At 55.2% G+C, this 23035-nt stretch carries 21 protein-coding genes; 8 read left to right on the top strand and 13 right to left on the bottom strand.

Annotation, left to right across the window (positions count from 1 at the left end; genetic code table 11):
* Window positions 1-27: 27 nt before the first annotated feature.
* The 4 genes from Q0W94_RS08685 to Q0W94_RS08670 are packed head-to-tail and all read left to right on the top strand — an operon-like array spanning window position 28 to window position 3011.
* Window positions 28-1269: a hypothetical protein gene (locus tag Q0W94_RS08685; protein WP_297757891.1), complete on the top strand. Its 1242-nt coding sequence runs from the start codon at window positions 28-30 to the stop codon at window positions 1267-1269.
* Window positions 1270-1283: 14 nt separating this feature from the next.
* Window positions 1284-1580 (top strand): hypothetical protein, encoded by a 297-nt coding sequence (locus Q0W94_RS08680; RefSeq protein WP_297757888.1) that lies wholly within the window; start codon window positions 1284-1286, stop codon window positions 1578-1580.
* An 8-nt stretch (window positions 1581-1588) separates the two neighbouring features.
* Window positions 1589-2533 carry a branched-chain amino acid ABC transporter permease gene (locus tag Q0W94_RS08675; protein ID WP_297757885.1) on the top strand — a complete coding sequence of 315 codons (945 nt, stop codon included), beginning with the start codon at window positions 1589-1591 and terminating at the stop codon, window positions 2531-2533.
* Between the two features lie 40 nt (window positions 2534-2573).
* Window positions 2574-3011, top strand: coding sequence for an ATP-binding protein (locus Q0W94_RS08670; RefSeq protein WP_297757882.1), 438 nt, complete (start codon window positions 2574-2576; stop codon window positions 3009-3011).
* Window positions 3012-3013: 2 nt separating this feature from the next.
* On the opposite strand, the gene Q0W94_RS08665 is transcribed toward Q0W94_RS08670, so the two are convergent.
* The 4 genes from Q0W94_RS08665 to Q0W94_RS08650 all read right to left on the bottom strand — a co-directional run bounded on the left by Q0W94_RS08665 (window position 3014) and on the right by Q0W94_RS08650 (window position 6973).
* Window positions 3014-3841 (bottom strand): FAD-binding domain-containing protein, encoded by an 828-nt coding sequence (locus Q0W94_RS08665; protein WP_297757879.1) that lies wholly within the window; start codon window positions 3839-3841, stop codon window positions 3014-3016.
* Window positions 3842-3845: 4 nt separating this feature from the next.
* On the bottom strand, window positions 3846-4574 hold the full coding sequence (locus Q0W94_RS08660) for a circadian clock KaiB family protein (protein WP_297757872.1): 729 nt from the start codon (window positions 4572-4574) through the stop codon (window positions 3846-3848).
* A gap of 4 nt (window positions 4575-4578) precedes the next feature.
* Window positions 4579-5907, bottom strand: coding sequence for a type IV pilus twitching motility protein PilT (locus Q0W94_RS08655; protein ID WP_297757870.1), 1329 nt, complete (start codon window positions 5905-5907; stop codon window positions 4579-4581).
* Window positions 5908-5989: 82 nt separating this feature from the next.
* On the bottom strand, window positions 5990-6973 hold the full coding sequence (locus Q0W94_RS08650) for an AEC family transporter (protein ID WP_297757868.1): 984 nt from the start codon (window positions 6971-6973) through the stop codon (window positions 5990-5992).
* A gap of 67 nt (window positions 6974-7040) precedes the next feature.
* On the opposite strand from Q0W94_RS08650, the gene Q0W94_RS08645 reads away from it, so the two are divergent.
* Window positions 7041-8201 (top strand): MFS transporter, encoded by a 1161-nt coding sequence (locus Q0W94_RS08645; RefSeq protein ID WP_315863119.1) that lies wholly within the window; start codon window positions 7041-7043, stop codon window positions 8199-8201.
* On the opposite strand, the gene Q0W94_RS08640 is transcribed toward Q0W94_RS08645, so the two are convergent.
* Window positions 8185-9999 carry an ABC transporter ATP-binding protein gene (locus tag Q0W94_RS08640; protein ID WP_297757863.1) on the bottom strand — a complete coding sequence of 605 codons (1815 nt, stop codon included), beginning with the start codon at window positions 9997-9999 and terminating at the stop codon, window positions 8185-8187. The two genes, Q0W94_RS08645 and Q0W94_RS08640, sit on opposite strands and share 17 nt — an antisense overlap.
* A 424-nt stretch (window positions 10000-10423) precedes the next feature.
* On the opposite strand from Q0W94_RS08640, the gene Q0W94_RS08635 reads away from it, so the two are divergent.
* Window positions 10424-12058: a hypothetical protein gene (locus tag Q0W94_RS08635; protein ID WP_297757859.1), complete on the top strand. Its 1635-nt coding sequence runs from the start codon at window positions 10424-10426 to the stop codon at window positions 12056-12058.
* On the opposite strand, the gene Q0W94_RS08630 is transcribed toward Q0W94_RS08635, so the two are convergent.
* Together Q0W94_RS08630 and Q0W94_RS08625 are read right to left on the bottom strand one after the other, a co-directional pair.
* Window positions 12055-12630, bottom strand: a complete 576-nt coding sequence (locus Q0W94_RS08630; RefSeq protein ID WP_297757856.1) for a hypothetical protein — start codon at window positions 12628-12630, stop codon at window positions 12055-12057. The genes Q0W94_RS08635 and Q0W94_RS08630 overlap by 4 nt on opposite strands.
* A 12-nt stretch (window positions 12631-12642) precedes the next feature.
* The gene (locus Q0W94_RS08625) at window positions 12643-13242 is read right to left on the bottom strand and encodes a DJ-1/PfpI family protein (RefSeq protein WP_297757854.1); all 600 of its coding nucleotides are present in this window, start codon (window positions 13240-13242) and stop codon (window positions 12643-12645) included.
* 99 nt (window positions 13243-13341) lie between these two features.
* Here Q0W94_RS08625 and cobM point away from each other — a divergent pair, with 99 nt between their 5' ends.
* Window positions 13342-14124: a precorrin-4 C(11)-methyltransferase gene (cobM, locus tag Q0W94_RS08620; RefSeq protein ID WP_399371531.1), complete on the top strand. Its 783-nt coding sequence runs from the start codon at window positions 13342-13344 to the stop codon at window positions 14122-14124.
* Window positions 14125-14150: 26 nt separating this feature from the next.
* Window positions 14151-14405, top strand: a complete 255-nt coding sequence (yidD, locus tag Q0W94_RS08615) for a membrane protein insertion efficiency factor YidD (RefSeq protein WP_297757849.1) — start codon at window positions 14151-14153, stop codon at window positions 14403-14405.
* Window positions 14406-14508: 103 nt separating this feature from the next.
* On the opposite strand, the gene Q0W94_RS08610 is transcribed toward yidD, so the two are convergent.
* The 6 genes from Q0W94_RS08610 to Q0W94_RS08585 form a co-directional block, all read right to left on the bottom strand.
* Window positions 14509-15471: a histone deacetylase gene (locus Q0W94_RS08610; RefSeq protein ID WP_297757847.1), complete on the bottom strand. Its 963-nt coding sequence runs from the start codon at window positions 15469-15471 to the stop codon at window positions 14509-14511.
* Between the two features lie 467 nt (window positions 15472-15938).
* On the bottom strand, window positions 15939-16436 hold the full coding sequence (locus tag Q0W94_RS08605; protein WP_297757844.1) for a chemotaxis protein CheW: 498 nt from the start codon (window positions 16434-16436) through the stop codon (window positions 15939-15941).
* A complete protein-coding gene (locus Q0W94_RS08600; RefSeq protein ID WP_297757842.1) occupies window positions 16429-19212 on the bottom strand; it encodes a hybrid sensor histidine kinase/response regulator in 2784 nt (927 codons plus the stop codon). Before Q0W94_RS08600 ends, Q0W94_RS08605 begins: the two co-directional genes overlap by 8 nt.
* Before the next feature lie 2 nt (window positions 19213-19214).
* On the bottom strand, window positions 19215-22025 hold the full coding sequence (locus tag Q0W94_RS08595) for a methyl-accepting chemotaxis protein (protein ID WP_297757840.1): 2811 nt from the start codon (window positions 22023-22025) through the stop codon (window positions 19215-19217).
* A 33-nt stretch (window positions 22026-22058) separates the two neighbouring features.
* On the bottom strand, window positions 22059-22601 hold the full coding sequence (locus tag Q0W94_RS08590) for a chemotaxis protein CheW (protein ID WP_297757836.1): 543 nt from the start codon (window positions 22599-22601) through the stop codon (window positions 22059-22061).
* A 2-nt stretch (window positions 22602-22603) separates the two neighbouring features.
* The gene (locus Q0W94_RS08585; RefSeq protein ID WP_297757834.1) at window positions 22604-22966 is read right to left on the bottom strand and encodes a PleD family two-component system response regulator; all 363 of its coding nucleotides are present in this window, start codon (window positions 22964-22966) and stop codon (window positions 22604-22606) included.
* Window positions 22967-23035: the final 69 nt, after the last annotated feature.

Below are 23035 nucleotides of genomic sequence, written 5' to 3'. Positions count from 1 at the left end.
TAGAAACCCAAGCAAGGATTTGTACCTATGTTTGAGCATCTGCGCATTGATCGCCCCCGGAAGTTAGTGGCTTTTTTTAATGAGCCGGTCATCTTTCACTGCCACCACTACAACCTGTTTCTACAACAAACCATTGAGGACCCGGACTGGCTTGATGGGGTCAGTATCTTGCAGACCTCAGCCCAAGAGATTTTCTATAGCTTACTTGCCAATGCCTTTAATACGTTGGCAGTGCAAACACCAGCGGAACGCCTTGCCACTGCCGCCCAAATCTTTAGGTTCTTGGGGTTTGGCTGTCTCAACTTTGACGTGACAGAGGAAGGCGGTCAAGTGGAGTTGACCCACTCCCACTATGCTGAGGGTTGGTTAGGGAAATATGGCGAGCAGGTGAACCGCACAAAACCAATGGATCACTTGGCAGTGGGCTATGTGGCGGCAGCTCTAGATGCCACCTTTGCCGAATTGGGCACCTATGTGGCCCAAGAAACCAGTTGTATGGCGGTGACACGGCAAGATCACTGCATAATCCATGTGGCCAAAGCCCCGGTGCGCCGTGCCCTAACCCCGAGTCCACAAATGGGCAAGCTCATTGATTCCCCTGCGGCCCTACCCCAGCCAGAGACCAATGTGGATTACGATGCGGTGAATGAAGCCCTTTGGGGACTGCCTCTGGAGGGGGACGACAGGGGTCAAATCCGCGCCTTTAATGTGCTGCTGACGCGGATGCCTGCTAACTACTACACCCGCATTCAGTACCGTTTTTTGAATGAACTTGAAAAGATCAATGCTTCTCTGGTGGAAGTGGGGCAAGCTTTGATTCGAGAATCGGGCCATGTTTGTGTCTTTTACACCTTTGGCAATATCATGGAATCTTTGGAGTGGGAAACGGTGGTTGGCCCGATGCTGAAGACCGACACCGATTGGATTCATGGGGGCTATGCCGTTGCCAGTAGCTTGGGGTGGGGTCGCTGGCAAGCCCTAGAAGTAGTCAGCAATCAATCCTGTCGTGTGGCCATTGATGGTAACTACGAAACCAACTACTTTTTGGCTTCCTATCCCCATTCCCTGCAACCGGCCTGCTATTTTGCCCAAGGGGCGGTCCCCGCAATGATGAACATTGTCTACAATGGCCGCATTCAACAGAAGCCCGTCTTGGATGAGGCCTTTTACAATCGTCTCTTTCAGCGGGGTGGCGTCTTTCAGGGGGCGGAGGTGAAGGCACGGGAAAAAGGCGATCCTTGGTGTGAATTTTATGCCCAACGCTTATAGGTTAGTTCTAAGGGATGCCGATTGAACTTTCTCAACGCCGCGAATGTGGCGGCACATGGGTGGTTGATGTGAATTTGGGGCGATCGCCCACCGCTGCGGAACTCACGGCCCTTGCCCAACGCTATGGTGGTCGCTGTCGCCAGTTTCAACAGTTAATCTGGTTAGACCTCCCTAGCGGTCGGATTACGGCCTCACTGCGGCTGTCGCGTCTGACGATTCGCCTTGGGGATAAGACCCTAGAAGCAGCAATTATTGCAGACCTGCAGCAGCTTGCTGAGGACACCGGGGTAGCTTGTGGAATGGATGTCTAGCGCTGGTTATGGCGGACTGGCTGGGCACATACGATTTCTTGCTGGTTTCGATGACCCTGGGGGCGATGCTGGCACTATCGCTCTATTTGCCTCTAATGAGTGGTCAACTCTCCCTGGCAAGTCCAGCCTTTTATGCCATTGGTGGCTATATTGCTGCTTTGCTCTCCACCCGTGTTTTTACAGGACTGCACCCCTATCCGGTGCCTTTGGTGCTGGGGGAAATGGTTTTGGCGGCTCTTGTCTGCGGTCTGGTCGGATGGGGCTTGGGGGTACCAGTACTGCGGTTACGGGGCATTTATTTTGCCATTGCGACGATCGCTTTTTCTGAGGTGCTGCGGGTGTTGGCACTCAATCTGGAGGTTACCGGGGGGGCGGTCGGTATTTTTGGCATTCCCCAACCCTTTAGTACGCCCTTGGGCTATCTGTGGTTGACGCTGCCCTTGCTGATCATGGTGGCGATCGCCCTCGGTCGCTTGGAACAGACCCGTGCTGGCAAGGCAATGCAGGCCATTCGTGGCGATGAATTAGTGGCCCAGACCTTGGGCATTGATACCACTCGCTACAAGGTTTTGGGCTTTGTGTTGGGGGCTATTCTGGCGGGGGTGGCTGGGGTTTTGGCTGCTCATCTGTTGAATACTTGGAATCCCCGTCAGGGCACGTTTGATACGGGGGTGCTGGCACTGACGGCAGTGCTGATAGGGGGCAATCGCACGTTTGTGGGGGCGATCGCTGGCGGTATGCTCTTTACGGCCTTACCAGAACTCCTACGGGGCCTTGCCGATCAAGCCTACTTGCCGCCACCAGTGGCCACTTTTTGCCGTGATGGGCGTCTTATGCTCTATGGCTTGCTGATTATCCTTGGCACCCGGTTTTTTCCGAGGGGCCTGTGCCAGCCTCCCCGCTGGCGATCGCTCTGGAGCATCCTATTGGGTCATCAAACACGGAAAATGTAGCTAGTCTTGACCTCGCAGCCGCTGCGCTACAACTGAACCTATGACCTTTCCCCGCGTGACTGTTTCCCTGGCCTTGCCCAGTGACTTGACCCAGCTGGAGGCACTGTTGGCATGGTTTAATCAGTACCGCCCCCCCACGCTGCCCCTTGAGGAGTGGTTGAAATTGGAACTGGCGCTCGCAGAGGGGTTTACCAACGCCGTTCGCCATGCCCATCGCGATCGCCCCCCTGAGACCCCCATCCGCATTGATCTAGAGATTGCCGAAACCTATATTGAGTTGCGCATTTGGGATCGGGGTGACCCCTTTGATCTGGAGGCAAAGTTGCAAACGCTGCCGCCGCAAATTTCCATTGATGCCGAAGGAGGACGGGGTCTACGCCTTTTGGCAACGATTATGGATGAATTGGCCTATCAAGCCACAGAGGAGGGTGGCAACTGTTTGATTCTGCGCAAAACTGTGAAGCCGACCCCCCAATAACTCTATTCCTTGTGGGGAAAAAGGCGGGCGGCCAATTCCTCGTAGGTGGCATCAAAGGGACAGCGATCTTGTAAGGAACACTGGCGGCAGTATTGACCGCCGCTGTAGCGTTCCAGGTTTTGGCGGTTAAAAAAGTAGGGCTTGTGGCTAAAGGTACTGGCCACCCACTGCCACGAGAGGTTATTACTGGCGGGATCGCCATCGAGTAAGTGCTGCAGAAACCAAGCGGCGCCCGCCTGCCAGCGCACCCGACACCAATGCACCACATAGGCAGCCAGCCAGAGGCGGGCATGGTTGTGCAGGTAGCCCGTTTGTTGCAGCTCATAACTAAAGGCATCCATACAGGCTAGCCCCGTTGCCGCAGCGATGAGAGCGGGGGGCAATTGCGCTTGATAGTCGGTTGCCTGCCAGCCCGTCTTGTAGGGTTCAATGTCTTGCCACAGGCGATCGCCCCAATGGGCATAGAGGCGCTGCCAATAGTCTCGCCATGCCAATTGTTGGAGTAGCGCCGCCGCTTGAGAGGGGTCATCTACCAATTGCCGGAGGCGATCGCGCACCGCCGCTAAACTGATTACCCCATGGCGCAAATAGGGCGAAAGTCCCGTCACCGCCCCCGTTAAAAAGTTGCGACTTTTGCCATAGCGTAGGGGCTGAATCCTGGCCAAACGCTCTTGGGCTGCTCCTAGGCCGCCATAGGTTTCACTAACAGTGTCATCTTCCCCCACGACATCGGCAAACACTTGGCGCAGATAAGGCACATAGGCATCACGGTTTCCCAACCTTCGCTCCACAGCCGCCGCCGCGAGAAGGTCTTTGGCAGAATGGGTCATCGGTCTAAGGGCTGAGCAAACCTTGCAGGCGATAGCGATTATCCAAGTGTCCCACAAGGCGGCGCACTGGCCGGGGATACACCCGCACCAATGTTGGTGTGGCTTGGACTTGATCCTCCTCCGCCAGATCTGGTTGCTTAGTGACATCCACCACTTTGAGGGTGTAGGGCACCTTGAGGGAGCAACTGAGCAAATCATGGAGGTTTTTGAGGGCAACCTCCGCCGCATGGGTTTCCCCGCGCACATAGAGGCGAAAGACATAGCGATCGGGTTGCGAAGGACGCGGTGCAAAACTGCTCGGGGGCGCGGCTTCCTGCAAATCATAGATCAGTTGGTGGTGCTCCCACAGTTGCGGAAAACTGCTGCGGTAGGCCTCTAGGGCTTGGGCATCGCAGGGATGCTGCGGATCTTGTACCAACTGCCACGGCAACGTGGGCTGATGAGCAGGGGCAAAGAGGGCATTTAATAGGGGACGATGGGGCCATGCCAAAGGATAAACCTCCGCCGCTACCCGCAGGCACTGCTGTTCTTCATCAAACCAGTAATCTACGGCCGCCGTATAACAGGGAGAGAGAAAAAGGGGCGGCTCCTCTAAATCCAAGAGTTGTTGCAGGGCTTGACAGAGTGACTGATGCCAATGTCCCTGCTTCGATGGGTCACGGCAAAAGACCACATCCGCCCCCGGCGTAAAGAGTGCCAACCCCTTGTATAGGATAGGCCTGAGGCCAACCATTGTCCTAGATACGTCCCCGCAGAATTTGCGCCATTTCGTTGGGTTTGGGGGAGTTTTCGATGGCGGTTTCCTCGTCAATGCGCCCCGCCTCATAGAGCTCGTAGAGGCACTGGTTCATTGTGCACATACCGTCGTAGGTACACTGAGGAATAATCGCCTCAATTTCCTCCACTTCACCCCGTAAAATGTAGTCCTTGATGGCATCGGTGTTGATCATGATCTCGTGAATGGCCGCCCGCTTGCCATCCGTCGTGCGCACCAGGGCTTGGGCAATGACGGCTACCAGGGATTCCGCCACCTGCACCCGCATCGGCCCTTGTTCATCGGGGTTGTAGAGGTTGAGGATGCGCTCAATCGTTTTCACGGCACTGTTGGTGTGCAGGGTACCAAAGACCAGGTGACCGGTTTGGGCGGCTTTGAGGGCGGTATTCACTGTCTCGCGATCGCGCATCTCGCCAATTAGGATAATGTCGGGGTCTTCCCGCAGGGAGGCCTTGAGGGCATTGTCAAATTTAAGGGTATGGATGCCCACCTCCCGCTGGCGGATCAGGGAACGGCGGCTTTGGTGCACAAACTCAATCGGATCCTCAATCGAGATAATGTGCTTTTGCATTTCGGTGTTAATGTAGTCCACCATGGCCGCAAGGGTTGTGGACTTCCCGGAACCCGTTGGCCCCGTCACCAGAATCAGACCCTTGTGGTAGTGGCACAAGTCCTTGAACACAGGCGGTAAATTCAACTGCTCCAGCGTCAGAATCTTCACCGGAATCAACCGCAGCACCATGGCGGGTCCTTTGAGGGCGACAAAGATGTTGATCCGTACCCGACACAGTCCTTCATACTGGTAGGCGCCATCGTATTCCAGGTGGGTGCGAAACTGCTCAATTTGTTGGGGGGTCAGCAGTTCATTGAGCCAGTAGTTAAAAGTTTCTTCGTCAGTTACAGGGTAATTAGTAATTTCCAGTTTTCCGCGATCGCGAAAGCGTGGCGCTTCGCCAACTCCCACATGAATATCGGAGTAGCCGTGCTCAAAGGCCTCCCGCACCAGTTGCTCCATCGTGGGGCCAGAAATGCGGGCTACCGCTGCCGGCATTGGCTGGGTTGGTGCTGCCTGGGGCGGCGGTGGCGGCATGGGTCGCGGCGGCACTCCCGGTTGGGGGGGCATGGGACGGGGAGGCATCCCTTGGGGAGGCGGGGGGGGCACAGGACGGGGGGGCGCCATTCCCGGTTGGGGGGGCATCGGCGGAACAGCTGCCCCCATTGGTGGACGGGGGGGCATCGGGGGTGAATTGGGAACACGGGGCGGTGGAGGAGGACCTTGGGGATTCGTCATAGGGAGACTCGTTAGAGGGCTAGGAATGGATCAGGTATTTCTAGTGTGCCACTGTTCTAGAAAAACCATAGGCTCGTTAGCCCTATGTTAAAACTTGACGGCAGAGGAAAACCCAAAAGGGGAACACCGCCACGAAACTTAGGGTACTCAGGGCAATTACAGCAGGGGGCAAGTCGGTATTCAGCTCGTATTCCTCCGCCAAAATTAAGGCAGCAAAGGCGGTGGGCGTACCGGCCATAATGGCGATCGCTAGTAAGGTGTCCCCCCGTAATCCCAAACCATAGGCGATCGCCATCATCGTCAGTGGCAACAACAACGTCTTGACAAGCATAGGCAGCAATCCCATACGAAAGCTCTGCCAGCCGGGGAGCCGACTGAGGCGAATTCCTATAAGAACAAAGGCGAGGGGAATCACCAAGTGAATATCTATCTCACACAACCTTTCGATTGTTTCGGGAAACGAAAGATCATGGGTAGCAAATCCTGCCACTGATGCCCAAAGGGTCGGCACTGTTGGAATCACTGCCAAAGCTTGCCACCAAGGTCGATCATTGCCTTTGCCGTAGTACTGACCAAGAAATGAACCCAAGCCATAGGTACCGAGGGCATTTTGGGTAATGGCGTAGAAGGTCGCCCAGGGCAATGCCGTCGTACTCAGGAGAGGAATGGCAACCCCCAACCCGACAAAGCCCGTGTTGCCGAGAATGCTGGCAATGAGATAGCTCCCCTGAAAGCGGCGACTTTCTCCTTCGGGAACTGTACTGGTTAGGAAGGGAGGGGTGTATTGGAGCCACTGGGGTTGAAAGTAGCGCTTCTGCAAATCGTAGAGGCCTTGGGCAAGGATATAGCCGACAATGAGCGCCACAAAGGCCAGCACCGGCGCCAACCAAATGAGTCCGGCGAAGTTGGTCTGCCGCACCAAGGCAAAAATTTGCATGGGTACCCCGACCCAATAGAGGCCGCGTCCCAGCCATTGGGGAATCACTGCCGGCAACCAACGGCCACAGATGAACCCCAGACTTGTCCAAATGACTAAGGGGCTAGTTGCGCTGAGTGCATCCGCCATCGCGATGCCCGTTAACAATTCCTCATCACTATACTGTGAACATTCTGGCAAGGAGAAGTTGAGCATGTTGGGCAAAAGAGAATCGGCCCTGAGTTTTGTGGTGCTCCTGGGAGTCGTCTCCCTGTGTGCCGATGCCACCTACGAAGGCGCCCGCAGTCTCACAGGGGTCTATTTAGGGGTTTTAGGCGCCAGTGGTACCGTTGTCGGCTTAGTGGCTGGCTTGGGGGAATTCATTGGCTACGGTCTGCGTCTTGGGATTGGCTATGTGAGCGATCGCACCCGTGCCTATTGGCGCATTACCACCCTTGGTTACGCCATCAATACCATCGCTGTGCCCCTCATGGCCTTGGCCAATCGCTGGGAAGTCCTAGGGGGATTCATGATTGCTGAGCGCACTGGCAAAGCAATTCGGACACCCCCCCGCGATGTTTTGCTCTCCTATGGGACTAGCCAAGTGGGTCGTGGCTTTGGCTTTGGTCTCCATGAAGCGATGGATCAAATTGGTGCCGTGGTTGGACCGCTGATGGTGGCTGGGGTCTTTGCCCTCACCCAGCACTATCAATGGAGTTTTGCCATCCTTGCCATCCCCGCCCTGATTGGTTTGGTCGTTTTGCTGGCAACGCAGCGGCAGTACCCAGAGCCACGGAATTTTGAAACAGTGATTCAAGACCTCGATACCAAAAGACTACCAACGCTATTTTGGATTTATCTATTGGCCGTGGCCGTTCTGGGTGGGGGTTATGTGGATTTCCCCTTAATTGCCTTTCACCTACAGCAGGGAAACAGTCTGCCAACCAGTCAAATTCCGCTGCTCTATGCTCTGGCCATGGGGGTTGATGCAGTGGCGGCCCTGCTTTTTGGGCACTTGCTGGATCGGATGGGCATCCTGGCCTTGATCCTGGCTGTGGCACTGTCAGTGGGCTTTGCTCCCTTGGTTTTCCTCAGTTCTGCGGTGATCTGGGGCATGGTCCTGTGGGGCATTGGGATGGGTGCTCAAGAATCTATTATGCGGGCGATCGTGGCCAACCTTGTCCCCCCGGAACGACGGGGGTCGGCCTATGGCCTCGTCAGCATGGGCTATGGCTTAGCGTGGTTTCTAGGAAGTTTGCTGATGGGGCTGCTCTACGAGCGCTCCTTGGGGCTGTTGGTCTTGGTGTCGCTGGTGCTGCAACTGTTAGGGCTGGCGCTGTTATTGTGGGTGAGGCAAGGGTCTAGGCCTCCTGTTTAGGGGCTATCTCTTCGGTGAGGGCCTGCAACCGGTAGAGATGGGCGTACACGCCATTGCGAGCCAACAGTTCACTGTGGGTGCCCTGCTCCACCAGTTGTCCCCGCTTGAGTACAAAAATGCGATCCACATGGCGGATTGTGGCGAGGCGGTGGGCAATAATAATTGCGGTTCGATTCACCAACAGACGGTTCAAGGCCTCCTGAATCATTGCCTCGGTGCCGACATCCAAATTGGCTGTGGCCTCATCAAGGACAAGAATGTCTGGATTGCGAAGGGCGACCCGCGCAAAGGCCAAAAGTTGTCGCTGCCCCGCCGAGAGATTGGTGCCCCGCTGCCGCAGGGGCGTGTCATAGCCTTGGGGCAACTGCGCAATGAACTCAGCAATGTTCATTTCTGCGGCCACCCGCTGAATTTCGGCAAGGGTGTAGTTGTCGCCAAGGGCAATGTTGCTTTTGACATCGCCAGAAAAGAGAAAGCTCTCCTGCAAAATCACGCCAATGTGCTGCCGCAGTTCTGCTTGGCTAAAGTCGCGCACATTGCGACCACCAATGAGGACTTCACCACGGGTTGGATCGTAGAGACGACAGAGCAAGCGAATAATCGAACTTTTGCCCGCACCCGTGGGGCCAACAATGGCCACTTTCTCGCCAGCATGAATTTGAAAGGAAAGCTGCTTGAGGACATAGTCCTCGTCTTTGTAGGCCAGCCAGACATCACGAAACTCAACGGCAGCAGCTGTATTTTCTGTCTGGGGCAAACGCAAAAAGGTGCGCTCGGGATCCTGAATTTCAATGGGTTCTGAAAGCAGATCATGGATGCGCTCAATGGCGGTTAAGCCCGCTTGTACGATGGTAAATTTCTCCGCCAACTGCCGCAATGGATCAAAGACGCGCTGCGAAAACAGAATAAACGTGGCTAAGGTGCCAAAGTCAATCGTGCGCTGCTGCACCAAGGCACCGCCGAGCCAGAGAACCCCCGCGATCGCCACAAAGGCAATCCACTCTAAGGTCGCCGATACCGCTGAATCATAGAAAATTGTCCGATCCACCTCTTTGATGTAGCGTTGATTGCGCCGCCGAAACAGTTGACTATTAAAAGCCTCACGGCGAAACAATTGCACCACCGTAATACCAACGATGTTTTCCTGAAGATCGGCATTTAGTAGCGACAGCTCCTCGCGGGACTTGTAGTTGGCAACGCGATAGCAGTGTTGAAAATAGATAATCAGGGCAGCGATCGGCAAAACCAAGGCCAGCAGCAGCGTTGCCAGCAGGCGGTCAATGAAAAACATTGTCAGGATGACCACCAGCATCGAGAAGACATCACTGAGAACCCCCACCGCGCCAGTGGCAAACACATCCCCCAAGGCCTCCACATCACTGGTCAAGCGAGTAATGAGCTTACCGACGGGAGTGCGGTCAAAGAAGCGGGAGGATAGCCGCAGCACGTGGTCAAATAAGTCATAGCGAATATCGGCGGTAATCTGTTGGCCAATTTTTTGAATCCAGTACCCCTGAGCTGCCTGCACCCCAAAGCGCAGCACCACGGTCACCAACAGCGCCATGCTCAGTAGATCAATCCCTTGGGTCAGGGTTAAGGTTTTCAAAAAGCCGTAGGTACTCTCTTCCCCCTTAAGGAGGGCGATCGCCTGACCAATGATGATCGGTTGTAATGCTGCTGCTGCCGCCAAGGGAATCAAAAGCAAGCCACTTCCCAGCAGTCCCCAGCGATAGGGCGTAAGGTAAGGAATCAGTCGTTGTAAAAGTTGCCAATCCGTGGAGCGTGTTGCTGCTGTCATGCCCTGTTGAAACTTGTGAACCTCTTTTTCCCAGTCTAGTGCGCGCTCGCAATTATTTGTAACAATTTACATGCTTTAGTGGGTTGTCATTTAGCCATCCTTTAGCTACACTAAAGATGGTTCGGGCTAGTCTATCCCCCGCATAGCCCCACTGAAATCCCCGAAAAGGTAAGTTACGCCGAAAGGGTAACGCACAAATCAAGGATCCTGTAGCCGCCGCTTCAGAAAAGGGTATGGATGTCCTTGATGCCGAAGGGATTTTTTCCAAGCTTGGCAGCGGCTCTAGATTGAGGGCGTGGATTGGACTGCGCTTTGGTAGATAGAGAGATAGGAACGGAGCGATCGCGAGCAGTCAGCCATCACTCTCTTGAAATCGCAGTAGGCTAGAAGGAGCGGCACCCCATTTCATTCCATTCATCGGTTTATGAGTGACTCCCGTTTGCTCGATATGGCGCGGCAGGGCGACCCCCGAGCCATTGGCACACTGCTGAATGCTGTCCTCATGCCCAAGCGGGTAAAGGCCACGGTGGTGCGTCAGGCCGAGGAGCTAATGATCACCCTGCATTCAGAAAAAATGCTCAATCAAGCGGCAGCCGCAACCCTGATCCGCACCGCCCTAGAAAAATTGCACTTGCCAGAGATTCAACGGGTTTTCATTGAGTCACGGGTGTTGGGCGTCCCCCTCTGGGAAAGTCATTTTGCATTACAGGTCATGCCTGCCGTTCAACCCCCGCTGCCGGCGATCGCAGATCCATGGGCCCCTGAAACAGCACCCCCTGAGCCATCTCCGCCTGAACCGACATTGGGGGATTGGATGTCCGCTTTTATGACCTCCGCGGCACCTTCTACCTCTGAAAGTCAGGATACCGTGGCGCGATCGCCCCAAGCAGAGGAACAGCCCATCCCAGTAGAGACGACACCTGAATATGGGGATATTGTTGCCCCTGCAGCAGCTTCTCCCCTAGAGCAAGTTGCTGAAAATGCTGAGGAGGGGACAGGGGCAGAACCGATCAGTGTGCCCCAAGAGAGTTTCCTAGGTGAAGTCCCGGAAATTGATTCCGATGAGGACATGAGCTTAGCAGATTTAGCTGCCGCCTTTGACCCAAACTCATCCTCAGAATCGCCAGAGGCCAATTTGGGCAGTGAGGAACTGCCATCCGCCCTTGAGCTGCCCTCCCTCCAGGAAGAATGCACTGAATCCGACACCCTGAATGGATTTTTGGGGGAATTGCCAGTCCGCGAGGCTCCTGCTGAACCACCCGAAGAAGGCCCAGCGTCTCTAGAACAGAGCACTGCAACACCAAAAACTCCAGACAGTGTTGCTGAAATGCCCGAACCCACCCTGGCGTTCTTTGAGGCCACCTTAGAACAATCGGCCCCCGAGGTATACGACGTCCCTGAACCGACGATTGAGGACAAGGGTATTGCCGCCCTAGAAGCCCTAGAGACTGAGATCAGCCCACCCACCGCGATCACCTCTGAGATAGCGGCTGCAGCTGAATCCTCGCCTCAGGGGGAGATCGTTCTAGATGCTCCCTCCGTCGTTGCGGATCCTTGGGCCACCCCAGACACTTTACCCCCTGCACCCCCACCCCCCCAAGCTCAAGAACCCGTTAGCTATCCTCCCCTACAGGATCCTTGGTTAGAGGCTGAGCCTGCACCGCAACCTAAGGCAGATAAAACCCAAGAAACCCCACCACTCCCTGAAACCGCCACAGAACCCCCAGCGGCCGCCTCTGCAGAGGAAATTTACACCACTCCCAGAATTGAAAAAGTGCCCCGCGATGATCAGTCAAAGGTGGCAGGTATTGCTGGGATGGTCATGGGGTTAGGCTTTTGTGCGACGGGATTAGGAGCGATTATTGGCTTGCCGATGGTTGTGGGCAGTCTGTGGATGCTTGGGGATGAGGAAGTGTGGAGTGGTGAGTGCCCCCATTGTCATCAGCCCCTAAAAATTCCCGTGGGTAAGCTGTGGCGCTTTAGTTGCCAGAAGTGTCAGGGATTGATTGAAGTAAAACAGGGCCGCTTCTACGCACGCCAGGCTCCCCCTGGGTCCTAACCCAAATCTAAATTGATCTGATTTATCTGACCCCGTTGGCGACGCGCTTCAAGGGCTTGGGCGATGAGATCCAATAGCCCCGGTGCCTCTTCCTGAATCGTCAGCAGTAGGCGTTCACCCATGGCTAGATCCGCCTCTGGAGGGAAAGGGTCCTGTTGCACCAACCGCCGCAGCCGCGGTACCGTATTGTCAACGATTTCCACAAGTGCCCCCAAGCAGCGAAAAAATTGCCGTTCAGTCAGGGTGCTGTCCTCAATGGGGAATTCAATCATCGCCCGCACTTCACCCGCCTTGGGATCGTACTCCCACTGCAACATCTTTGTCTGCCACGAAATGCACAGCAGCGTTTGTAAAATGGCGTCACGAAAGCGGTGGGTTTTAATGCCTGGCAAGAGATTGGGGGCATAGAGCTTAAAGAACTCGCCCCCCTCATCTAACTCAATGACAACGATAAATCGCTCAAGGTGATCACCATTGACGCCAGTAATAATTTGGTGGTTGGGCGCATTCAACCGATAGTTGAGTTGGTGTCGTTGCAAATAGTGAGCAATTTGGCTAAGGGCGATCGCCATACCACCGTCACCCTAAACCGCTGCCAAAGGCCGATGGTTAATTGTGGTTCCCAAAACCTCAAGAAAAGCTGCCAACCACCGGGGATGGGCTGGCCAAGCGGGGGCGGTGACCAGATTGCCATCCACCACCACGGCATCCACCGCCACAGGGGTAAAGTTGCCCCCTGCACTCACCACCTCAGGACCGCAGGCCGGATAGGCAGTACAGGTTTTACCGGCCAGCACCCCCGCTGCCGCCAACAGTTGCAGGCCGTGACAAATGGCGGCAATGGGTTTTTCGGTCTCGCCAAAGTGCTTGGTGATTTCCAGTACCCGTGGGTTGAGGCGCAAATACTCCGGGGCACGCCCTCCTGGCACCACTAAGGCATCATAGGTACTGGGATCGATTTCCGCAAAGCTGGCATTGAGGGTAAACTGATGCCCGGGTTTTTCGCTGTAGGTTTGATCTCCCTCAAAATCGTGGACGGCTGTGCGCACGCTGTCGCCCGCTACTTTATCCGGGCAGACGGCATGCACTGTGTGACCCACCATTTGCAAGGCTTGGAAAGGCACCATCACCTCGTAGTCTTCGACATAGTCACCCACGAGCATCAAGATGCGTTTGCCACTCATAGTTTTTGCCTCTTGCACTGACTTGTTTTGATCCTGACATAATGGTGCCCCCTGTAATAGTTAATCTTAAATAAAGGCATAGTCAGGTGCAGTGTCGTGGTGGAAAGCAAGACGGCGGCGGGGGTTTACTTTGTCGGGGCTGGCCCTGGAGATCCAGAATTGCTCACCCTCAAGGGGCAACGGCTCATTCAAGGGGCGGATGTAATTCTCTATGCCGATTCCTTGGTGCCGGCGGGGATTTTGCAATTTGCGTCGCCGCATGCCACCCGCATTCCCACGGCCGCAATGACCCTAGAAGAAATCGTGCCGCTGATGGTTGAAGCGGTGCAGGCGGGTAAACAAGTGGTGCGGTTGCAGTCGGGAGATCCCAGCCTCTACAGTGCCATTCACGAGCAGATTGCCCGCCTCGTGGAAGCAGGCATTACCGTTGAAGTGGTCCCCGGCATTAGTGCCTATCAATTGGCCGCCGCCCGCCTTAATGCCGAACTCACCCTGCCCGAATTGGTACAGACAATTATCCTCACCCGTGCCAGTGGCCGTACCCGCGTGCCCCCCACCGAAGAGTTGGCCAGTTTAGCAGCCCACAGGGCGAGTTTATGCCTCTATCTGAGTGCTAACCGTGTCCAAGGTGCCCAGCGAGACCTCCTTCAGTACTATCCACCAGACACACTGGTTGCTGTCGGCTACCGCTTGGGATGGCCTGATGAGCAGTTGTGGCTAGTTCCCTTGGCGGAAATGGCGGCGTTTAGTCAGCAGCAGCGATTGACGCGCACAACTCTGTACTTAATTAGTCCAGCCTTGGCGGTGCAACAGCAGCGCCGTGACGCCTTGCGCTCCTGTCTTTATCGTCCAGAACACCATCACCTGTTTCGCCCCCATTAAGCATTACCCATTAAGCATTAAGTGTTATGAGGTACTGGCTGGCTAAAGCATTGATCCTTTTGATTCGCCTTTATCAAGGCTGGATTTCACCGCTATTGTTGCCCACGTGCCGCTATACGCCCACTTGTTCTGCCTATGCGGTTGAGGCGATCGCCCGCTTCGGGGCCGTGAAGGGAACCTATCTGGCAATTCGCCGCATTTTGCGCTGCCACCCCTTTGCAGCGGGCGGCTATGACCCTGTGCCACACTTGGAGCAGCCGCCTGACAATTGTGGGCAATAGACTGTGGGCAATAGAGGCCAGTCCTCGGAATCCCCAACGGCAGGCCAGCTGTGTGCCCAGGCTCGTGCAGGCCTAGTGGGGAGATTTGCCGATGCAGTTGTTGCTAAACCCTACCTTGCCCTCCATGCGGCGGTCCTACAGGGGCATTGTCGAGAACCGCCGCTTGTACTGTAGCAACGAGCGATCGCCCCAAAGCATCAAGGTCGTATCCCCCTTCTAAACCAACCACAAGGCGGTGAGTAATCTGCAAGCACTGGTGCATCATCCAGCCATAATCGGCATCCTCTAGTTCAATACTGGAAAGGGGATCGTCACGGTGGGCATCATACCCCGCACTGAGGATAAGTAAATCTGGATTCCATTGCTGCAAAAAGGGCATGACTTGATCTTGAAAAGCGGCGCGATAGGCTTCCCCATTGGAACCTGGGGGCATGGGTAAGTTGAGGACATTGTTGTAGGGCCCGCGATCGCCCCCCTCGCCCGTATAGGGATAGGCGGGAAACTCATGGAGCGAACAATAGGCAATCTGAGGATCATCTTGAACCAGGGCTTGGGTACCATTGCCGTGGTGGACATCCCAATCGAGAATAGCAACGCGTTGAATACCCGGCAAACTGAGGGCGTAGTGGCTAGCAATGGCGGCATTGGCCAACAGACAAAATCCCATTCCCCGCTGCCGTAGGGCATGGTGACCGGGGGGACGCGCCAAAATAAAAATTGGTTGCTGCCGCTGGAGGGCCAAATCTACCCCATCGAGCCAAGCCTGTACGGCTAACCGTGCCACGCGATCGCTCTGGTCATTGAGGTAGGTATCGGGATCTAACCAGCCCCCCCCTGCTGCGGCCATTTGGGCTAATTGGTCTAAGTACACCCGACTGTGAATCTTTTCTAGCCAAGGGGTTAAGCCTTCTGCCACAGGCGTAGGTTCGCGCCACTCTGCCGCCGGAAATGCTGCCTGTAAATGCCGGCAGATGGACACTAAGCGTTCTGGCCGCTCAAAGTGAAACTGAGGGCAGCGATGTTCTAGGAAGCGATCGCTATAGATAAAGACAGGGGAAAACATCATTTAAGCCAGTTTAGACCAGTTTAGATTTGCCCATGGTTGATTGGCAAGGGATAGAATCTATGGGTTAAGGCCAGAGGTCGAGCAGTTCCTGAAAAATTTGCGCTTCCAAAAAGGGACAGGTTTGGGGCAATGGTTCAGGATCAAGGGGCGGTCTTATTCCACCAGGTCAAGGGCAGTCTCGTAAGGAGGGCTTGCGGCTAGGGCTTTCCTTGCGGTGGCCTTCTATGGGACGCCGTTGCTCACGCATGGGGTAACACTTCAAGGCAGTGGCGCTGTTCCCGTTTCTCTGGTTTGCCCAAGGCGTCAATCTCCTCACACCAGTTCTCAAGATCGAGCAATTAATCGAGCAATTAAGGGTGCCTTGGTGGAGCTAGGCGGCTTGCGGTTGTATCCAAGGAGCAGCAGTTTCATAGGGCGTACTCCTGGCTAGCTCACAAATCCCCCCAAATACACGGAATCTATGCCATCTATCGGGTTTTTAAGGTGTGCAGGACCTGCTCAATATCCACGATAAAGAGGGGCGGTAGCTCCTGATCGTCTTGATAACTGACCATGAGGGAACTAACGTTGTGAATGCTCCCCCAGTGGAGATAGTTGGGGGGAATTGGATGAATGGCCTCCCGAGAAATGCGCTCAATGACGGGGGGGTCTGTGAGGGGCAGGCCAAGCCATTCCTGCGCTAATCCGGGCTGGAGGATGAGCAAAAACCTGAGCTTTTGGGTTTCTGAGGCTGAGAAGGGGGCATCAAACAAACAGCGGCCAATATCAATAACCAAAATCTCCCGATCCTCATAGGTAACAAGGCCAATACCCCGCTGGTATGGATCCCCGTGAACAGGGGGTAACGGAATCACTCGATAGGCCTGTGCCATCGGCACGGCAAACTGCTCTTGGCGCACGCTAAATGTCAGGAACTGCTCTAAAACAACGGGCTGGCTCTGGCGACGGCGACGGCTTTTAAGCATGGTGGATCAACTGATCAAGGGTGGCCAAGAGTTCGCTTTCGCGGAAGGGTTTGCTAAAGTAGGCGGCTGCCCCCAGGCGTTCTGCAAGCTGGCGGTGTTTTTGCCCGGTGCGGGAGGTCAGCATCAGCACAGGGGTGTTTTGGCATTGGGGAATGCGGCGAATTTGAGTAAGGACGCCAAACCCATCGAGGCGGGGCATTTCAATGTCGCAGACAAGGGCATTGACCTGCAGTCCCCCTTGGAGTTTATCGATCGCCTCCTGACCATCTTTGGCTTGCTCGACTCGGTAGCCAGCTTTTTCGAGGGTGCTGGCAAGGAACCGCCGCACGTTCACGGAATCATCAACCACAAGGACGATGTCTTGGCTAGGGGCAGCGGCGCTGGCCACGGGGGCACGGGGACGCTGCTGTTCTAGCCGATCAAAGAGGGCAAGGGGATCTAATAGGGGGACAATGCGGCCATTCCCTAAAATGGTGCAGCCACTGAAGCCTTTGGGTAGGGGGAGTTCGCCTTCAACTTGGCGAATGGTGACTTCCTGCTCGCTCCAGTAGCGATCGACCCGCAGCGCCAGGCCGGTTTCTCCTTGGGTCAGGATTATCAATGTCGGTGCGTTGATGGCAGGGGCTCCCTGCATTTCCACAGGGGAAGGGGGACGTTGAAAGTGAAAAATCTGGCTCAGCTCAAGCAAAGGAATAAGATAGCCTTCCCAATCAATCAGGGTCGAGCCGAGGGCTTCAACCCTGGGGTAGCGATCGGCCAGCACCATTTCTTCGATGACTTCGGTTGGTACTGCCAAAAGCATGCCGGCAGCCTCTATCAAAAGCGCCCGTACAACCGAGAGGGTGTAGGGAATTGTAATCGTGAATCGCGTCCCTTGGCCGGGAGTACTCTGGATCTGGATGTCCCCGCGAATTTGGCGCAGATTGGTGCGCACTACGTCCATCCCTACGCCGCGTCCCGAGAGGCTAGTCACCTGCGCGGCCGTTGAAAAGCCCGGCTCAAAAATCAGTTGCCAAAGGTCGCGATCGCTAGCAGTTTCTAGCCAATCTCGGGCTAGGCCCAATTGCCGTGCCCTTTGGCGAATTTTCTCTGGATTGAGACCCCGGCCATCATCCGCCACAGTAATCACGGTTTGGTTACCGCGATAGGCTGCCTTGAGAGTAATCGTTCCCACGGCGGGTTTACCAAGGGCTTGGCGTTCCTCTGCAGGCTCAATTCCGTGATCAAAAGCATTGCGGACAAGGTGCAAGAGGGGATCCGCCAAGACACTCAACACTGTACGGTCAATGAGAATGTGGCTGCCCTCAATGACAAGGTTGACGTTTTTGCCATGCTCGCGGCTCAGTTCCCGAACTAACCGCGGATACCGGTTGGCCAAGTCGGCAAAGGGACGCATCCGCACCTGGGTAAATCGAGCTTGAAGTTGCTTGGCGGTGCGGTTGAGATCACGGCCAGTGCGTTCGGTGTCCTCTAGGCTCAGTTCCAGATCGGTGGTGATTTCCTGCACTTGGACAATCGTTTCCATCACCTCTTGGGAGAGCAGATGCACATCCGTGTAGCGATCGAACTCGAGGACATCGAAGTCATGCTGGTTTTGGGGGCTCAAGTAATGGGAAGCGCTGACACGGTCATACTCTGTGCGCAGACGAAAGTTGGCACGCTCAAGGGCACGTACTTTTTGCTTGAGGAGCGCTAGCAGGTGGTGGAGGCGTTCCCGTTGTAAATCTAGACCGTTACACTCGATGAGCAATTCCCCCATCAGATCGCTGAGCTGATCTAACTGATGCCCCGGCACCCGCACGGTCATTTCCTTGGGTTCTTGGGTGGGGGGTTGGGGAGTCCTTGGAGGCGGCTCAGGCTCTAGCGCCGGGGCAGGCGTCTCTGTAGGGGTGGGCGGGGGGGACAATAAATCCCCCAAGGAGAAAGCCGCCACTTCGGCACTGGCAAAGTCCTCGACCCCCAATTCTTGATCGAGGTTGGCCAGGGGTAAATCAATAATGGTTTGATCCCCGTCATCGGTTTCAGGGATTTCCAAGTGGGTGGGCAAAGCCGCCAGTTGACCGGTGATGACGAGGGCCTGGCAGCGTCGCCATTGCTGAATAATGCTGGCGGCCGTTCCCCTGACATCACAGTTGGGCTGTGCTAGATAGGCACTAACAGAGGCACAAAACTCGGCAAATTGAGGCAGTTCGAGCATTTGTCCGAGGGCTTCCAGTTCTTGGGCAGCGATCGCCAGCTCCTCCTTAAGGCAGGGTTGCCCAGGGGTTTGCAGCACGGTCTCCAAGCGTTGCAGACAGGCCTCTACCTCGGTTTCAAAAAGAGCGACCCGCATCTGCTGGCCATCATCACCACTGAGGAGGGCCAGATCATCCTCCGGTGTTGGCTCCCCCAACCGTCCCTGCAACTGATCCAAAATTGGCTCCACCTGGGTGCGCCACCAGCCCTCATTGGGTTGAACGCCTTGACGGTAGAGGATCATAACTGCTTGCAGTTGATCTACCGCCTTGAGGAGAAGGTGTTGTACCTCTGCGTCCTCGCAGGGACGGGATTTCAAAATCTTGAAGAAATCCTCAAGGCGGTGGGCCAGTTCACTCAGGGACGTAAAGCCCATCATGGCCGCGCCGCCTTTAATCGAGTGTGCTGCCCGCAGCACCTCATCCATCCGTCCCGGCTGTTGAGAGAGGCATAGTACCCCTGCCTCAATCGTTTGCAGGTAGTCCTGGGCCTCTTCTAAAAACTGGAGGCGGATGGTTTCCTCGACGCCAGATTCGGGCATGGTTATCCCTGAGCAGTCACCTTAAAGATGTTGACAGAATTTTGTAGCTCCTGAGCCCGATCCACAGTGCTTTGGAGAGACTCAGAAATCTGTTTGGAGGTGGCGGAGATCTCCTCCGAGACCTTGGCAAAATCGCGCATCAGGGTATTTACTGTATTGGCTGTGCGGGCCTGGGAAACGGTGGCTTGGGAAATGGACTGCACCAGTTCATCAATGTGCTGCGACACCTGCACAATTTCCTTGAGGTTGTCCTTGGCCGTTTCCACAAAGCGAGTGCCTTCGACCACCTGCGCTGTCCCTGTTTCCATGGCACTGACCACTTCTTGGGTTTCCTGCTGAATCGTTTCGACGATTTGCTCAATTTCGCGGGTGGCTGCCGCTGAGCGCGCTGCCAATTCCCCGACTTCCTCTGCCACCACAGCAAAGCCACGGCCCTCTTCCCCCGCGCGGGCGGCTTCAATGCTGGCATTAATGGCCAACAGGTTAGTTTGCAGGGCAATCTGGTTAATGAGCGAGATCACTTTGGAAATCTGCTGTGAAGCTTCCCCCAACCGCTTCACCTTTTTGGCAGTTTCTGCGACGGTTTCCCGCAGGTGAAGGATACTCTCAACGGTGGCATCCATCGTTTCACCACTGGTGACTGCTCGCTCGGAGGCTTTGCGCGCCACTGCTGCCGCCTCGTTAGCGCTGTTGGCCACAGATTCAATGGAGATTGACATTGCCTCCACCGCTTCTAGCATCCGCTTCACCTTCTTGGCTTGGCGCAGTGATTCTTGGGCCAATTCTGTCATGGCTGCCTCATCGGCCAAAAGGGCTGTGTTCACTTTCTCTGTGGTGGCTTTCACTTCCATGACCACATCCCGCAGACTTTCAATGAGGGAGTTGAAAATATCGGCCACGGTCCCAATTTCATCAGCAGTGATGTCTGCCCGTACCGTTAAATCTCCCTGGGAAGCAGCCTCCACTTCGGTGAGTAGGTTGATTAACTGCGTTTGGATGCGCTCAGTGCGCTGCTGTTGCTCCTGAGCAAGGCGTTCTGCTTCTTTTTGGGCAGCGGTGACCTGCTCAAGGAATTGCTTGCGCTCCAGTACCAATCCTGCTTGGTTGACTAACTGGACGACGGCATCAATTTCAGGCGCTTGCCATTGGCGTGGCCCGCTGCACTGGTGGGCAATTAATAGCCCTACCAGTTTTTGGTTGACGACTAAGGGAACAACTAGGTTGGCTCGCACCTTGAGGGGAGCGAGTTGTTTGAGGTGACACTCCGTCAAACCGGCATTGAAAATATCGGTTGTGGCTTGTATCCGCCCCTTGGTGTAAGCTTCTACCCAATTTTGCCGGAAACAGGGGTCATCAATGACCTGTTCGAGGGCTGGGGGCCAGCCTGCGCCCACGGATTCCGCAACAACCTTGCCCACATAGTTCTCATCAAATTCATAGAAGATCACGCGATCGCACTCCAATAGTTGGCGACCATCACTGACCAGGCAATTGAGAATCTCCTGGCGATCGCTGCATTGAGTTAAACGCAAGATACTATCGCGCAATTGCTCAGCGCGCCGGGCCGCCAGTTGGGTCTGCGCAAGGGACTGCTCCAACTGCTCTGCCATTTGATTGATGGTCTGGCTCAGGGTGGCCAACTCATCCTCCCCCTCCACCGGTAAGCGGGTCTGGAGATCTCCGGCACCAATTTTTGTCACTGCCTTGGTGGCCCGCAGCAGTGGTTGAATGCCGCGATCGCTCAGATAAATAACAAGTGCCCCCGTCACAACTGTTGTGACCCCCAACCCTAATACCAGCGTCCAGGTCAGGTTTTGCAGCGGTCTGAAGGCATAGTCTTGGTTGAGAGTCAAAACAAATGAGCTAAAGGGTTGTGAAATACTGCTGTAAGCGAGAAGTTGAGCCTTGCCATCGGGACCAGGTTGTTCTGGGAGCGTACCGGCTGGGCTATTTTTCTGCGCTTGAGCCAGTTTGGGGAAGACCTCCGCCAGGGGTTTGCCTTGCACCCCTAAGACGGAGGAAGCAAAGATTGTTCCCCGCGGCTCTACAAGATAAAAATTCTCGTTCTGCCGCTCATAAATGTTAAGAGCTTCGTGAATGCTGCTTCTGGGGATCCGCAATCGCAGCACCGCCATAATTTGCTGATTTTGCCGATTAATGAGGGGCACCGCCGCAAACATGCCTAGGGGGCGATCCGGCAGCGATAGGGTCGGCTCAACGGTTAAAACGGGGCCGCGAGTTTGGATGGCCAGCTTAAAGTACTCCTGATTTTGGAGAATATTGTTGGCAAGCCGGTTGCCCTCTGAGGATTGGGCAATCACTGTTCCGCGACCATCATTGGCAATGATCCCCGCACTGTCGTAGGCTGTGTAGGCCGCCAAAAATTGATCTAGGAGGGCTTGTAGTTGGGCGCGATCGCGCCGCTGCATTTCACCGCTGTAGCGACTCGTCAAAACAGAGGCTAAAGCCTGTGCATCCCCCTGCCTCTGAGCAAGATACTGATTAAACCAAAGGACGGCAGACCTTGTCTGCTGTTGTTGGCGTCCCAGGACCTGCTGCATCAACTGTTGACGGGCGACCTGATTGGCCACTAGGCCGACGCCAATTATGGGCAGGGTTGCTAGGGCAAGAGCACTGGTAATCAGTTTTGGACGTAGCCCCCAAAATTTGCGGCGTGGCGGGGGCGGCGGCAACGGCTGTCCAAGGGATTTACCGTTAGTGGTGGCTTTCTTCTCCTCTAGGGGAGGCAGTTGGTAATTCAATACCGAGGGGGGTAAGGGGGGAATATCAATAGGGGGCTTGGCACTAGTCATGGTTGACACATCCTAAGATCATCAATAGCAAACCTATCCAACATCAACAGCAGGCACACCGGCGTCAGACCCTTTGGCAATGGCTTTCAGCGCGCCCTCGGCAATCGCTGCCCCGTCCAGGATAAATAGTATCTCCGCCCCCAGATGACAGCAGCCTTTGAGGTAAGGAACCAACGCCGCATTCACGGTGCCCACAGGCGACTGAATTGCTTCCTGAGGAAGGCGGACGATGCCCCGTACTTGTCGCAGGGCCAATCCTAGATCTCCCTTGGGAGTTTGCAACAGGGCGATCGTGACTAGAGACCTCTCTAAAGGCAGGGGCTCTAGGTTCAGGAGCTGGGCTAAATCTAGCACCCAGACAATGCGGTTACGAAAGTTGAGCAGGCCCATGACCATGGCAGGCATATTGGGAATTGCCGTGAGTTGCTGCGGTAGAAGCACCAACACCTGCTGAATCTCAGTCATCGGCAGCAGTGCTGTGCACTGCTCGTGCACCAGTAAGCGCAGGTAGGGCGCTCCTTGGGAGCGATCGCCTCTCCCTTCCTCCCTGTTCACCCAAGGCACCCCTGCCAGCATGGCTACAGCACCACCGACTTCAACGCCCGCACCAGATCCTCACGGCTAAAGGGCTTGGTTACATAGGCATCGGCCCCCTGCTTCATTGCCCAAAGACGGTCTAGCTCTTGGTTTTTGGACGTGCAGACAACAATGGGAAGCTTTTCCGTTTCCGGGTTTTTCTTGAGACTGCGACAGAGTTCAAAGCCGCTCATCCCTGGCATCACCACATCCGTAACTACCACATCGGGCTTATATTGAGCTATTTTCTCCAGCGCCTCCTTGGCATCGCTGGCTGCAATCACCCTATAGCCAGACTCCTGGAGAAACGAGGTAATCAGTGCCATTTCTGAAGGGGTATCTTCCACTACTAAGACCGTCGTCATGTCATCTCCCCAATCTCAATGTAAAGAATCAATCATTGTAAAGAATTAACCATTGTCAATATACTGCCA

Source organism: Thermosynechococcus sp., assembly GCF_025999095.1.
GTDB lineage: Bacteria > Cyanobacteriota > Cyanobacteriia > Thermosynechococcales > Thermosynechococcaceae > Thermosynechococcus.
Note: the sequence above shows the minus strand (reverse complement) of the source record. Positions and strands in the feature narration are given on the sequence as shown.

Coding starts and splice junctions, on each gene's coding strand:
- Q0W94_RS08590 (WP_297757836.1), bottom strand. CDS start 22,601: ATGCTGGCAGGGGTGCCTTGGGTGAACAGGGAGGAAGGGAGAGGCGAT.
- Q0W94_RS08660 (WP_297757872.1), bottom strand. CDS start 4,574: ATGGTTGGCCTCAGGCCTATCCTATACAAGGGGTTGGCACTCTTTACG.
- Q0W94_RS08650 (WP_297757868.1), bottom strand. CDS start 6,973: ATGGCGGATGCACTCAGCGCAACTAGCCCCTTAGTCATTTGGACAAGT.
- Q0W94_RS08625 (WP_297757854.1), bottom strand. CDS start 13,242: ATGAGTGGCAAACGCATCTTGATGCTCGTGGGTGACTATGTCGAAGAC.
- Q0W94_RS08685 (WP_297757891.1), top strand. CDS start 28: ATGTTTGAGCATCTGCGCATTGATCGCCCCCGGAAGTTAGTGGCTTTT.
- Q0W94_RS08665 (WP_297757879.1), bottom strand. CDS start 3,841: ATGACCCATTCTGCCAAAGACCTTCTCGCGGCGGCGGCTGTGGAGCGA.
- Q0W94_RS08600 (WP_297757842.1), bottom strand. CDS start 19,212: ATGCCCGAATCTGGCGTCGAGGAAACCATCCGCCTCCAGTTTTTAGAA.
- Q0W94_RS08595 (WP_297757840.1), bottom strand. CDS start 22,025: ATGACTAGTGCCAAGCCCCCTATTGATATTCCCCCCTTACCCCCCTCG.
- Q0W94_RS08680 (WP_297757888.1), top strand. CDS start 1,284: ATGCCGATTGAACTTTCTCAACGCCGCGAATGTGGCGGCACATGGGTG.
- Q0W94_RS08610 (WP_297757847.1), bottom strand. CDS start 15,471: ATGATGTTTTCCCCTGTCTTTATCTATAGCGATCGCTTCCTAGAACAT.
- Q0W94_RS08635 (WP_297757859.1), top strand. CDS start 10,424: ATGAGTGACTCCCGTTTGCTCGATATGGCGCGGCAGGGCGACCCCCGA.
- Q0W94_RS08655 (WP_297757870.1), bottom strand. CDS start 5,907: ATGACGAATCCCCAAGGTCCTCCTCCACCGCCCCGTGTTCCCAATTCA.
- Q0W94_RS08585 (WP_297757834.1), bottom strand. CDS start 22,966: ATGACGACGGTCTTAGTAGTGGAAGATACCCCTTCAGAAATGGCACTG.
- Q0W94_RS08630 (WP_297757856.1), bottom strand. CDS start 12,630: ATGGCGATCGCCCTTAGCCAAATTGCTCACTATTTGCAACGACACCAA.
- Q0W94_RS08605 (WP_297757844.1), bottom strand. CDS start 16,436: ATGCTTAAAAGCCGTCGCCGTCGCCAGAGCCAGCCCGTTGTTTTAGAG.
- Q0W94_RS08670 (WP_297757882.1), top strand. CDS start 2,574: ATGACCTTTCCCCGCGTGACTGTTTCCCTGGCCTTGCCCAGTGACTTG.
- Q0W94_RS08675 (WP_297757885.1), top strand. CDS start 1,589: ATGGCGGACTGGCTGGGCACATACGATTTCTTGCTGGTTTCGATGACC.
- Q0W94_RS08640 (WP_297757863.1), bottom strand. CDS start 9,999: ATGACAGCAGCAACACGCTCCACGGATTGGCAACTTTTACAACGACTG.
- yidD (WP_297757849.1), top strand. CDS start 14,151: ATGAGGTACTGGCTGGCTAAAGCATTGATCCTTTTGATTCGCCTTTAT.